Genomic DNA, 12,213 nt, shown 5'->3' on the forward strand with positions numbered 1-12,213 from the left:
CCGCAACTGCAGGCGGCCCTGGCGGCCACCCTGCAGGCAGGCGCCGTGGTGCGCACCGCGCAAGCCGAAGCTGGCATGACGCCGGAACGCGGCGCGCGCCTGCATACGGCGCTGGCCGACCTGCACTCGATCTATACCTCATTGCTCGACCATATGGCGCCTGGCGCCGGAGACCACCATGCCGCGTGAATTCGCCCTGTTCGGAATTCTGATTCCTACCCTGCTGCCCCTGTTCATCCTCAGCATAGCCCTGCAAACCCTGCTCGACCGCGTGCTGGGCTGGCTGGGCGTGTACCGCATGGTGTGGCACCCGTCGCTGGCGCGGCTGTGCATCTTCATCGCCATCTTCGGCGCGCTGGCTTTATCGCTTTACAAATAGCGCTGCAAATAAAAAAAACTGTTCAACCAATCAAGGAAAGGCTGCCGCCATGGTAAGCAAACTGACCCGCTATGCAATCACCCTGCTGCTCCTGGCCGCAGCCCTGTGGATCGGCAAGACCGTCTGGGACCGCTACATGGAATCGCCATGGACGCGCGATGGCCGCATCAAGGCCGACATCGTCAACATCAGCGCCGACGTGGCCGGCACCGTCACGGACGTGCTGGTGCGCGACAACCAGGTGGTGCAAAAGGGCGATATCCTGTTCGTCGTCGACAAGGAACGCTACGCCAGCGCGCTGGCCCAGGCCGACGCCGTGCTGGCCGCGCAAAAAACGGAGCAGGGCCGCCGCGGCAAGGAAGCGCAGCGCCGTGCCGGCCTGGACGCCAGCATCATCTCCACGGAAAGCCGTGAAAGCGCGGCCTACGCCGCCAGCTCGGCCACCTCGCAAGTGCAGGCCGCGCTGGCCGCCCGCGCACTGGCGCAACTGAATCTGGAACGCACCACCGTGCGCGCGCCCGTCAGCGGCTACGTGACCAATCTGAATGTGCACAAGGGCGATTTTGCCGCCGTCGGCGCGGCCAAGCTGGCCGTCATCGACAGCGCCTCGTACTATGTGGTCGGCTACTTCGAGGAGACCAAGCTGGGCATGCTGGCGCAGGACGACAAGGCGGAAATGAACCTGATGAGCGGCGGCACCCTGCACGGCCACATCGAGAGCATCGCGCGCGGCATCACCGACCGCGACGCCGCCACGGGCCGCGAACTGCTGGCCGACGTCAATCCCACCTTCAACTGGGTGCGCCTGGCCCAGCGCGTGCCTGTGCGCATCCATATCGACGAGCAGCCAAAGGGCCAGCTGCTGGTGGCCGGCACCACCTGCACCGTGGTGGTGACGCCGCATTCGGCGCCGGCAAAGGCGGTGGCCGCCAAAGCCTGAGCCTAGCCTTTCAAGCCTTGCAAGCGCCTAGCGCCCGCCCGCCACATCTAAAATGCTGCCCGTGATGTAGCTGGCGCCCGGGCCCAGCAGGTACAGGATGGCGTCGGCGATTTCCTCCGGCTGGCCGCCGCGCTGCATCGGCACGCCGGAGGCCAGGCGCGCCACCCGGCCCGGTTCGCCGCCCGAGGCGTGGATTTCCGTGTAGATGATGCCGGGCCGCACGCCATTGACGCGGATGCCCTCGGCCGCCACTTCCTTGGCCAGGCCGAGGGTCAGGGTGTCGACGGCGCCTTTCGAGGCCGCGTAATCGATGTATTCGTCCGGGGAACCGATGCGCGCGGCCGCCGACGAGACATTCACGATGCGCCCGCCCTGCCCGCCATGGGCCGTCGACATGCGCCGCACGGCCTGCTGGCAGCACAGGAAATAACTGATCACGTTGGTGCGCAGCACGCGCTCTAAGCGCTGCACGGACATGTCGACGAGCCGGCATTTCTGCTCCAGCACGCCCACATTGTTGACCAGCGCCGTGAGCGTCCCCAGGCGCGCGTCGATTTCGCCGAACAGGCGCGCCACGTCCGCTTCATCGCTGGCGTCGGCCTGCACGGCGATGGCCTCGCCCCCGTCGGCCACGATGCGCGCGCACAGCGCCCCGGCCGCCTGCGCATCGCGCACATAATTGACACACACGGCATAGCCCTGGCGCGCGGCCAGCAGTGCCGTCGCCGCGCCGATGCCGCGGCTGCTGCCGGTAATCAGGATTACTTCCTTCATCGTAGCGCCCTCGCTTCATTTAATTGATGTGCTGGCCCGGCTCTTTGCTTGCGGGGTTCGGCAGCAATATCTGCATGCCATCGCTGAATAGTTGTAGCTTCATGATACCCGCAAGCCGCAGACGTAAAAAAGCCCGCACAAAGCGGGCAGTTGACCTAGCCATCCGTCAGCGTCACGACGCCGGAGAAAATCGTGGCGGGCGGCAGTGATGCGTGGCCGAGAAGCGCGACGGGCAGTAGATTTAATCCGGCGCTCTATGATCTGAAATGCGTCATGGCGTAAGTCAGATGCTGCCACCAGTGCTCGCGCGACTGCACGGATGCCAGGCATGTCGCGTCGACCTGGTTCTTGAGCGCGGGGTCGACGCACGCCTTGCTGGCCAGCGCATTGCGCTGGTTTTCCACGCTGACGATGGCAATCGCCAGCCAGGCCACGAGAGCCACGGCCAGCGCGCACAAGGTCCAGGGCAGCTGTTTCATGAGCAGCTACGCTTACTTCTTCGCTGGCGCCGGTGCGCGTTCTTTCAGGACGCGGGCCACCAGCTCATCCATCACGCGAAGGGTCGCAGCCTGGGTTTGCGGCTCGGACTGGCCGGGACGCGACAGCTGCGCCGGCGACGTCACGAAGCGGCCATCGATGACGATGGTCGGCGCGCTGTCGATCTTGCTGGCCGTGATCAGCTGTTCATTGCGTTTGAGCTTGGTCTGCACGCCGAACGAGTTGAACATCTCCAGGTATTTCGCCTTGTCGATGCCGTTCTTGACCAGCAGGTCGAGGATGGCGTCATCGCGGTTCAGGCGGTTGCGTTCAACGTGGATGGCGCGGAAGATCTTGTCGTGGAACTGCTCCAGCTGGCCCATCGCTTCCAGGGTGGCGTAGGCGTGCGCCTGCGGATCTTTCGGGCCGGAGAAGGCCAGGTGGATGCGGCGGAAGGCGATCTTGTCGCCCTGCTTCTTGACCCAGTCGTGCATCAGCGGATCGAGCGCGTAGCAGTGCGGGCAGGAATACATGAAGTACTCCACCACTTCCACCTTCTTGCCCGTGTCCGTGCGCACTGGCGTAGGAAGCGTGGTAAAGCCGGTATCGGCCGCCATGGCGCCGCCGGTGGCGGCTACCAGGGTGACAGCGGCGAGCAGGGGACGCAAGAAACGCAGAAAACGCATATTAATCCTTCATCATAAAGTGGTCGTGAACGGGGCGAGATTACCACTTTTTGCGCCAGGCCATGCAGCCCTGGCGGAAAAAAAACGCGTTTGCCTGTCCTTCTTGCGACCGATTAAGCCGCGCTTAAGCCCCGCCCGCGCGCCGCCGCGCGCGCGCCTCAGAAATGGTAGCGCGCGGAGAGGCGCAGCTGGCGCCTGTCATGCTGGTAAATGCTGGAACGGCAGCCCGGCGCATCGCCGTAGTGGCGGCGGTTGGCCAGGTTGCTGCCCGACAGTTCCAGCTCCCAGGGGCCCAGCTTGCGCGCATAGCGCCCATCGATGGTGGCGAAGGCCGGCACCTGCGCCAGGCAGCTGCCGCTGAAATCCTGGCCATAGCGCAGCGCCCGCAGCCACTGCACGCCGACGTCGGCACTGGCGCCGTGCCGGCCCGTCCAGTACAGGCGCAAGGTGGCCAGGGTTTTCGGCACCAGCGCGATATCCGGGCCGTCGTAGGCGTAGTCGTCATAGCGCGCATGCACTTGCCGCAGCTGTGCGTCGAGGCGCCAGTCGGGCGCCAGGAGCACGCTCGTCTCGATGGCGATGCCGTCGCGGCGCGACGGTTCCAGGTTGCCCGCAAAACCCAGCTGGCCCAGGCTCTGGTCGAAGACGATCTGGTTGCTCAGCTGCTCGCTGAACACGCGCACGGAGGCGCTGCGCAGGTGATCGCCATAGGTGGCGCCCAGCTCCGTCTCGCGCCGCAGCTGGCCCGCCAGCGGGCGGTAGCCGGCGCTGGTATAGCCATCGTCATCGATGCGGTAGCTGCGCGCCGCCTTGGCGTACACGCTCAGCTGAGGGCGCAGCAAAAAACTGCCCTGCACATCCCAGGCATTCTGGTTTTCCCAGTCGCTGCCACCGGCCGGCATGTCGGCAGGATCGAGCTGGAACTGCTCATGCCGGAAGCCCAGCAGCAGGCGCGGCGCATACACGCCGCCAAAGGCCAGTTCCTCGCGCAGCAGCAGCGCGCGCGAATGCTGGCGGCGCTGCGCGGCGCCGTCGCCGCCCCGCACCGCATTGCCAGAGCGCCGCTCCCACTGCATCAGGTCCAGGCCCACTTCCGTATCCGTGCCGACGCTGCCCAGCTTGCCGTAATGGCGCACGCGCGGCGACAGCTGCAGGCGATTGCTGCGGTACACGGACTGCGTGCTGCCCGCCTCGCCCGCATACAGCGCGTGGGCGCGCTTGGTGCGCTGCGACAGTTCCACGCCCAGCTCGAAATTGCCCACATAGCGCTGCACGAAGGCGCTGCCGCGCCGCACTTCATAACGGTACAGGTCTTCCGGCCGCGCAGCCAGCAAAGCCAGGTAGGGCGCCTCGGGCGCGGGATAGCGCGTGTCCTGGTGCAGCTGGTCGGCGCTGAAGCCGAAACGTCCCTGGCGGATCTTCCATTCCGCGCCGCCGCTGAAGCCCCGCTGGCGGAACACGCTGCCATCGCGGTAATTGCCATTGCGGTGCTCGTCGAGCGCCGCATCGAGCGACATGCCGTCCTTGGCGTATGACAAGGCACTGCGCACGCTGTGCTGTCCGCCCTGCGCCAGCTCGGCGGACAGGTCGCCATGCGTGGCGCCGGCCGCGCCGGCATCCGCCGGCAAGGCGTCCGCCCCCGCGCTGAGCACGGCTTCTGGCAGCGCTTCAGGCAAACTTTCTTGCGCGCAAGCCGGCATGGCCAGCGCGCACAGCAGCAAGGCGCGCGTGGCAACAGTCAGGGCAAGGGGGGCTGGCATCATGGGGAAGGCTGGCGTGCGGTACCGCGTCGCATGTGCGCGGAGTGGGTGGCGAAAGGATGGCAAAAGCGAATCATTATACGCACGGCGCGGCGCGCCGCAAGCGCCGGAAAGACAGGGCTTATCGAAATAAAACCATTGTTATGCATTTGGTACGCGCGCAGCCGGGCCAGCGCAGCCGGCCTGGCCAGGCGCCTGGCGGCTCAGCTTCCCAGGCGCGCCTCGTCGGCCAGGAAGTCGATGAAGGTGCGCACTTTCGACGACAGGTAGCGGCGGCTGGTATACACGGCGTACACGCTGCCGCCCGCCAGCTTGAAGCTGTCGAAGAGGCGCACCAGCCGCCCCGCCGCCAGGTCCGCATCCGTCTGCCACGACGGCAGCAGGGCGATGCCCATGCCGTCGAGCGCGGCCGCGTGCAGCAGGCTTTCGTTATTACATTGCAGCACTGGCGAGAATTTCACGGTGTCGCGCCCCTGCGGGCCGTCAAAGACCAATTCGTTGCCATGAAGCAACAGCGAATAGCTGATCATGGCGTGCTGCGCCAGTTCCTGCGGCATTTGCGGCGTGCCGGCGCGTGCCAGGTAGGCGGGCGCGGCCACCAGATGAAAAGCGATGCTGCCGATGGGGCGGGCGATCAGGCTCGGCGATGGCGCCTGGCTCACGCGCAGGGCCAGGTCAAAGCCCTCTTCCACCAGGTTGACGACCCGCCCGCTGAGGTCGATATCAAACGTCACTTCCGGAAAGCGTTCGCGGTAGGCCGCCAGGGCGCGCGTAAAAATGGCGTTGGCGAACCAGACGGGCGCACTCAGGCGCAGCATGCCGCGCGGCACCACCGTCGTGCGTCCGACCGTCGCTTCCACCTCGTCGAGATTGTCGAGCATCTCGCGGCACTGTTCAAAGTACACCTTGCCGATTTCCGTCAGGCTCAGGTGGCGGCTGCTGCGGTTCAGCAGACGCGCGCCCAGGTGGCGCTCCAGGTGCATCACATGCTTGCTGACCATGGCCGGCGACAGATCCAGGCGCTCGCTGGCGCGCACGAAACTGTCCAGCTCCACGACGGCGCGAAACACGCGCATGCTGCGCAAGGTATCCATGGCATCCCGATCATCAACAAAACGGAAATGATATATCAATAATAGCGATCTTGATCAACTCATCGCGCATGACTATCATGGCTTCCATCCACAGCCATTCCATCAGGAGCCGCCATGCAAGAGCACACCTTCCCCACTTACTTCCTGTCGCACGGCGGCGGCCCGTGGCCGTTCATGAAAGAACAGTTCGGCGGCCGCTACGACGTGCTCGAAGCGTCCTTGCAGGATATCCCGCGCCAGATCGGCGCGCGCCCGAAAGCCGTGCTGGTGGTGACGGCGCACTGGGAAGGGCCGCAGTTTCTCGTTTCGGCCAGCCCGCGCCCGGGCATGATCTACGATTATTCGGGCTTTCCGCCGCACACCTATCAAATCCAGTACCCGGCGCCTGGCGCGCCGGACCTGGCGGCGCAGGTGAAACAGTTGCTGGATGCTGCCGGCCACCCGGCGCGCCTGGACCATGAGCGGGGCTTCGACCACGGCACCTTCAGCGCCCTGTTCCCCATCTACCCGCAGGCGGACGTGCCGCTGGTGCAATTGTCGCTGAAACACGGCTACGATCCGCTCGCCCACGTCGAGGTGGGCCGCGCGCTGGCCAGCCTGCGCCGCCAGGGCGTGCTGATACTGGGCAGCGGCCTGTCGTACCATAATCTGCGCCAGTTCGGCCAGGCGGGCGCCGTCGCCTCGCACCAGTTCGACGCCTGGCTGCGCCAGGCCATGGCCCTGCCGCCGGCGCAACGGCTGGCGCAATTGCTGGCCTGGGACCAGGCGCCGGGCGCACGCCAGGCCCATCCGCAGGAAGACCACTTGCTGCCGCTGATGGTGGCGCTGGGCGCCGCCGAACAGGAAGCGGCGCAGGTGGTGTATCACGAGGAGGATTTCTTTGGGGCGCTGGCGGTGACCAGTTTCAGGTTTGGCTAAGGCGGCAACATAAACCCGCACGGCGAAAATGCCGGGGTCGGAAGGGGACGCCGAGTCCCATATGGTCCGACCCCGGTCATCGCTGTTGGGTTAAAAAAAGCCGCTAACTAGCGGCTTTTTTAGTTACGTGCCGCGCTTGCCGCGCGCCGCATTTTTCGCCTTCTCGGCTGCGATCTCCGCCGCCTTCGCCGCTTTTTCCGCCATCTCGGCCGCGTGCTGGGCCAGCAGGGCGGCGCGCGTGTCCGGCGTTTCCAGCGAGATGCGTCCCAGGATGCCGCTGCGGTAGTCGAGCAGCAGGGTGTGCGAGGCTTTCTCGAAATCGTAGTCGCCGCCCTTGATGCGGAAACCGCGCTTTGCGGCGATGCCTTCGACCACGCCGATGGCGTCGACTTCATCGACCTTGGTGCCGTAGCGGGCGGCCAGCAAGTCCGGGTAGCGCTTGAGTAATTCCTCGGCCAGGAACACGGCCACTTCTTCTTCGATCAGCGCGTTCGAGCCGATGGCGTGGCTGGCCGCCAGCATCAGGCCGTCGCTGGGGATGGCGATCTTCGGCCACAGCATGCCGGGCGTATCGACCAGGATGGTGTTCTTGTCCAGGTACAGCTTTTGCTGCATTTTTGTCACGGCCGGCTCGTCGCCCACTTTCGCCACGCGCTTTTTCAGCAGCGCATTCATCAGGGTCGACTTGCCCACGTTGGGGATGCCCATGATCATGATGCGCAGCGGCTTCGTCGGCACGCCGCGGTGCGGCGCCAGCGACTTGGCCAGTTCCGGAATGCGCGCCACGTCGCCCGGCTTCTTGGTCGTCATCGCGTACGCGGTCACGCCTTCCTGGGCATTGAAATACGCCACCCAGGCGGCCGTGGCGGCCGGGTCGGCCAGGTCGGTCTTGTTGAGGATTTTCAGGCAGGGGCGCTGGCGGAACAGGCGCAGCTCGTCCACCATGGGATTGCAGCTGGCTGCCGGCAGGCGCGCGTCCACCACTTCAATCACCAGATCGGTGTTTTCCATGGTCTCGGCCGCTTTCTTGCGGGCCGCGTTCATGTGTCCCGGGTACCATTGTATCGCCATGCTCTTGCCTTCAAAATCGTTCAGTCAATCCGCTATTTTACGTGGTTGCCGCCACAGCGTCCCGTTTACTAGCTGCAATGGCTGGCGTGCGACACGAACGAGACAATTGGTGATAATTTGGCAGTTACATGAATGATAATATCCGGCATCCGTTTTCCTGCACGGCACGCTTCCCCTGCAACGCTTACCTGGCCCTTCCCATGCATTTGTCCCGCATCGCCCTTGCCGCCGCCCTCGCCGCCTGCCTGACGCCTGCCCTGGCACAGGAGCAGCCCGTGCCGCCAGGCGAGCCGGCACAAGACGAGATTGCCCAGGTGGTCGATGTGCAAAGCACGCGCGATCCCGAACTGCGCTCCTACCGCACCATGCTCAAGGGCGTCGACGCGTATGCCGACCACCTGCGCCTGGCGCCCGACGCGCCGCTGCGCTTCATGCTGATCCCGGCCACGCCATCGGGCAGGCTCGATGGCGTGACCTTGCACCTGGAAGCGGACAATCTGTCGATTCCGATCCCGCTGGCGGCGAACGGCAGCTTCCAGCTGGCGCGCGACAAAACGGCCTACGATGCGAATGCCGACCTGGTCAGCAACAAGAAGCGCGATACCCTGCGCTGGCGCGCCGACATCCATACGCCGGGCTTGCCAGCCAATGTGCGCCGGCTGGGCGATTTGCGCCTGGAATGCGAAATCCGCTGGGCGGTGGAACAGGACCGGCTGTCGTTTGTCCGCCGCAACCTGTTCCGCATGGCGGGCGGGCCGTGCCATTCATCGCTGATCCACGTGCCCTTCCCCACCTTCCGCGCGCTCGCTGCCGTGCGCGCCACTTCGGGCGGGCGCACGGCGGACATCCGCATCACCGACGACCGCCTGCGCTATGTGCCGCCCCTGCATGACGGCAGCTGGGACAACGACACGCTGCTGACCCTCACCTATGCCGACGGCAGCACCCTCGCCAACGCCGCGCCACCGGCTCCCACCCCCGCCCACGCCCAGTAAGTCAGGAATACCGCGCCATGGTGGCGCGGAAAAACCACAAAATCTTTCCACGTGGATTCTTTAATTTACTTAAAGCAATAAAATCTGTGCTTTATGTGCTTTAATATCGCCTCTTAAATGAAAAGCAATTATTTTCCAGGCAGGCAGCGCCTTGCCGGGAAGATAGGCAAGGGAAAGTGCGATATGACGACGGAACAGACTGGCATGGCACCAGCGGTGCGGCCGGAGCCTGCCGGCCTGCGGCCTAGCGGCTGCAAGGGCGCCCGGCCCAAGCGCGCGCCGCGCAGTGGCAGCGTGCCGCAGTTGAAGAAGGAATGCCGGCAATTGCAACTGCACATCACGCAACTGGAAGAGCGCCTGAAACGCCAGAGCGCCGACAGCTATGGCTTGCAGATGCTGTACGACCAGCTGGTCAATGAAATCAAGCACCACCGCGACATGCTGCAGCTCGAAAGTTTCGACGCGGAAAAATCCGCCGCCGTCTATACGCAAGCCTGGCGCCGCTTCATGGCCGGCAACGCGCTCGATTACCAGACCCACCGCCACACCAATTCGCGCAGCCGCCCGAGCCTGCTGTAATCAGCGTTCCATGACTACAGCTCCGCCAGCGCCTTCACGTGCGCAGCCACGCTGCGGCCCAGCGACGACAGGTTGTAGCCCCCCTCCAGGCAGCTGACGATACGCCCCTTGCCATACTGGCTGGCCACCGCCATCATCTGCTGCGTCAGCCACGCATAGTCGGACTCCACCAGGCCCATGCCGCCCACGTCGTCTTCACGGTGGGCATCGAAGCCGGCTGAAATAAAGATCATCTGCGGCCGCTGGCGGTGCAGCGCGGGCAGCCAGTGGTCGAGCACCAGCTGGCGCACGGCATCGCCTTTCGAGCGTGCCGGCACGGGCACGTTGACGCGCGTGTCCGTATACGATTCCACATCGCTGTACGGATAAAACGGGTGCTGGAAAAAGCTGACCATCAGGATGCGCGGATCGTGCGCCACGGATTCGGCCGTGCCATTGCCGTGATGCACATCGAAATCGACAATGGCCACGCGCTCGAGCCCGCGCACATCGAGCGCATGCTTGGCGGCGATGGCGACGTTATTGAACAGGCAGAATCCCATCGGTTCGCTGGGCCGCGCATGGTGGCCGGGCGGGCGGATCGAGCAGAAGGCGTTGCTGATCTCGCCATCGATGACGGCGTCCGTGGCAGCCACGGCCGAGCCGGCCGCCGCCAGCGCCGCGTTGTAGCTGTGCGCGTTGAGCAGGGTGTCGCCGTCGAGCGGGTAATAGTCGCCCACCGGCGGCACGTTGTCGCGCACCAGGCCGATGGCCGTGGCGCTGTGGTTGCGCTCGATATCGGACAATTGCGCGCGCACGCCGTCGCGGTGCTCGACCAGGTCGCTGATGTGCGCGAGGATCAGCTGATCATTGATGGCCTGCAGGCGGGCCGGCGATTCGGGATGCCAGTCGCCCATTTCGTGGCGCTGGCAATCGGGATGGGTATAAATGGCTGTGCTCATGCGCTGTACTGGTTACCTCTGTCTCTGTCCATTCTGTCCGCACGGTGTGCAGACGGGAATGCCGCATCGCATTCCCGCCTGCCTGGCGCGTTCTCGCATAAAATCATTGGCTGGTCTGTGCCGCCCTTGCTTCCACCCTAATCTACCACGTGCGCCATGCGGGCGGGCGGCGCGGTTTGACCTGGCCAAAGCGATTGTAAATTAAATAATCCGACTTACTGTGATAGAAATAGCATGTTTTCGAAAATACACCAGGCCGCACACCAGATCGGCGAAGTTCTCGTCGGCAAAGACTTGCAGATCCGCCAGACCCTGGCCTGCGTACTGGCCGGCGGCCACCTGCTGATCGAGGATGTGCCCGGCGTCGGCAAGACCACCCTGGCCCACGCGCTGGCCATCTCGCTGGGCCTGCAATGGAAGCGCCAGCAATTTACCAGCGACCTGCTGCCCGCCGACGTGGCCGGCATGAGCGTGTATGACCGGGGCAGCGGCAGTTTCATCTTCCACCCCGGCCCCCTGTTTACGCAAGTGCTGCTGGCCGACGAGATCAACCGCGCCACGCCGAAGACGCAATCGGGCTTGCTCGAAGCGATGGAAGAGCGGCAAGTGACGCTCGACGGCGTCACGCGCGCCCTGCCGCAGCCGTTTTTCGTCATCGCCACGCAAAACTGCGCGCACCAGCTGGGCACCTTTCCCCTGCCCGAATCGCAGCTCGACCGCTTTCTCATGTGCGTCACCCTCGGCTACCCGGACCCGGCCGCCGAACGGGCGCTGCTGCTGGGCGCCGAGCGCCGCGCCATGCTCGATACCTTGCCGGCCGTGATGGATGGCGACGAACTGCTGCGGGCGCAGGCGGGCTTGCGCAGCATCCATGCATCGGCCGCCGTGGTCGATTACGTACTGGCGCTGGTGCACGCCACGCGCGCGCCGGGCGTGTTTGCCGACGGCCTCAGCCCCCGCGCCGCGCTGGCCCTGCTGCAGGCGGCGCGCGCCTGGGCCGCCCTCGAAGGCCGCGACCATGTCACGCCCGACGATGTGCAAGCCGTGCTCTTGCCTGTCTGCGCCCACCGCCTGCGTGCGGCGCAAGGCAGCACGGACAGCCGCACGCTGCTGCGGCAACTGCTGCTGACCATCCCCGTGTGAACGGCATGCATCCTGGCGGCAAACTTCACGGCGGCAAAGATCCAGGCGGCAAGCATGCCGGCGGCATGCGTGCGCGCAGCCGCCCATGGCTGCCGGCGCGCCCGTGGCTGGGCGCGCAGCGCGTGCACATCCGTCCTTCGCGCGCGGGACTGGCTTTTGCCGCGCTGCTGCTGGCGCTGTGGATCGCCGCCGTCAATTACCACCTGGGCCTGGGCTACGCGCTGACGTATTTGGCCGCCGCCTGCGCCATCGCCGACATGCTGTTTGCCAGCCGCAACCTGGCCGGACTGGCTCTGGCGGCCACCCCGGGCCAGCCCGTGTTTGCGGGCAGCCAGGCGTTCTTCCACTTGCGCCTGATTAACCGCAGCGCCCGCCCGCGCCATGCCATCCACCTGACCGCGACGGCTGCCGCCAGCGCGCTTGCGGCGCCGCAGGTGGCCGACACGCCGCCCACGG

14 protein-coding genes and 1 pseudogene are annotated in these 12,213 nt (G+C 65.5%); 8 read left to right on the forward strand and 7 right to left on the reverse strand.

What is annotated here, in order from left to right; all coding sequences use genetic code 11:
* From JaAD80_RS24810 to JaAD80_RS24820, 3 genes are all read left to right on the forward strand, one after another.
* On the forward strand, positions 1-189 hold a 189-nt coding region (locus tag JaAD80_RS24810), incomplete at its 5' end, for a hypothetical protein (RefSeq protein ID WP_146012523.1).
* Entirely contained in the window at positions 179-379 is a 201-nt protein-coding gene (locus tag JaAD80_RS24815; RefSeq protein ID WP_102298523.1) for a DUF1656 domain-containing protein, read from the forward strand. The genes JaAD80_RS24810 and JaAD80_RS24815, both read left to right, overlap by 11 nt.
* Before the next feature lie 49 nt (positions 380-428).
* The gene (locus tag JaAD80_RS24820; RefSeq protein ID WP_102298524.1) at positions 429-1,319 is read left to right on the forward strand and encodes an efflux RND transporter periplasmic adaptor subunit; all 891 of its coding nucleotides are present in this window, start codon (positions 429-431) and stop codon (positions 1,317-1,319) included.
* Between the two features lie 27 nt (positions 1,320-1,346).
* On the opposite strand, the gene JaAD80_RS24825 is transcribed toward JaAD80_RS24820, so the two are convergent.
* The 5 genes from JaAD80_RS24825 to JaAD80_RS24845 form a co-directional block, all read right to left on the reverse strand.
* Entirely contained in the window at positions 1,347-2,093 is a 747-nt protein-coding gene (locus tag JaAD80_RS24825; protein ID WP_102298526.1) for an SDR family oxidoreductase, read from the reverse strand.
* A gap of 254 nt (positions 2,094-2,347) precedes the next feature.
* Positions 2,348-2,572: a hypothetical protein gene (locus JaAD80_RS24830; RefSeq protein ID WP_102298527.1), complete on the reverse strand. Its 225-nt coding sequence runs from the start codon at positions 2,570-2,572 to the stop codon at positions 2,348-2,350.
* 12 nt (positions 2,573-2,584) lie between these two features.
* Positions 2,585-3,256: a thiol:disulfide interchange protein DsbA/DsbL gene (locus tag JaAD80_RS24835; RefSeq protein WP_102298529.1), complete on the reverse strand. Its 672-nt coding sequence runs from the start codon at positions 3,254-3,256 to the stop codon at positions 2,585-2,587.
* Positions 3,257-3,414: 158 nt separating this feature from the next.
* Entirely contained in the window at positions 3,415-5,019 is a 1,605-nt protein-coding gene (locus JaAD80_RS24840) for a TonB-dependent receptor domain-containing protein (protein WP_102298530.1), read from the reverse strand.
* Positions 5,020-5,219: 200 nt separating this feature from the next.
* Positions 5,220-6,110 (reverse strand): LysR family transcriptional regulator, encoded by an 891-nt coding sequence (locus JaAD80_RS24845; RefSeq protein ID WP_102298532.1) that lies wholly within the window; start codon positions 6,108-6,110, stop codon positions 5,220-5,222.
* Between the two features lie 114 nt (positions 6,111-6,224).
* On the opposite strand from JaAD80_RS24845, the gene JaAD80_RS24850 reads away from it, so the two are divergent.
* Positions 6,225-7,028, forward strand: coding sequence for a class III extradiol ring-cleavage dioxygenase (locus tag JaAD80_RS24850; protein WP_102298534.1), 804 nt, complete (start codon positions 6,225-6,227; stop codon positions 7,026-7,028).
* A gap of 123 nt (positions 7,029-7,151) precedes the next feature.
* Here the strand turns inward: JaAD80_RS24850 and ylqF are convergent, their stop codons facing one another.
* Positions 7,152-8,072, reverse strand: a complete 921-nt coding sequence (gene ylqF / locus JaAD80_RS24855; RefSeq protein ID WP_374755278.1) for a ribosome biogenesis GTPase YlqF — start codon at positions 8,070-8,072, stop codon at positions 7,152-7,154.
* Positions 8,073-8,299: 227 nt separating this feature from the next.
* Between ylqF and JaAD80_RS24860 the strand changes: the two genes are divergently transcribed.
* A complete protein-coding gene (locus JaAD80_RS24860) occupies positions 8,300-9,094 on the forward strand; it encodes a hypothetical protein (RefSeq protein ID WP_146012524.1) in 795 nt (264 codons plus the stop codon).
* A gap of 204 nt (positions 9,095-9,298) precedes the next feature.
* On the forward strand, positions 9,299-9,673 hold the full coding sequence (locus JaAD80_RS24865; protein ID WP_180979577.1) for a hypothetical protein: 375 nt from the start codon (positions 9,299-9,301) through the stop codon (positions 9,671-9,673).
* 14 nt (positions 9,674-9,687) lie between these two features.
* Here JaAD80_RS24865 and JaAD80_RS24870 read toward each other — a convergent pair whose 3' ends face one another.
* The gene (locus JaAD80_RS24870; RefSeq protein ID WP_102298540.1) at positions 9,688-10,614 is read right to left on the reverse strand and encodes a histone deacetylase family protein; all 927 of its coding nucleotides are present in this window, start codon (positions 10,612-10,614) and stop codon (positions 9,688-9,690) included.
* 234 nt (positions 10,615-10,848) lie between these two features.
* On the opposite strand from JaAD80_RS24870, the gene JaAD80_RS24875 reads away from it, so the two are divergent.
* Positions 10,849-11,757, forward strand: a complete 909-nt coding sequence (locus tag JaAD80_RS24875; RefSeq protein ID WP_102298542.1) for a MoxR family ATPase — start codon at positions 10,849-10,851, stop codon at positions 11,755-11,757.
* A gap of 65 nt (positions 11,758-11,822) precedes the next feature.
* Positions 11,823-12,213, forward strand: a pseudogene (locus tag JaAD80_RS24880) (hypothetical protein); the annotation flags it as partial.

The sequence above is a fragment of the Janthinobacterium sp. AD80 genome (assembly GCF_002878455.1).
Classification (GTDB): domain Bacteria; phylum Pseudomonadota; class Gammaproteobacteria; order Burkholderiales; family Burkholderiaceae_D; genus Janthinobacterium.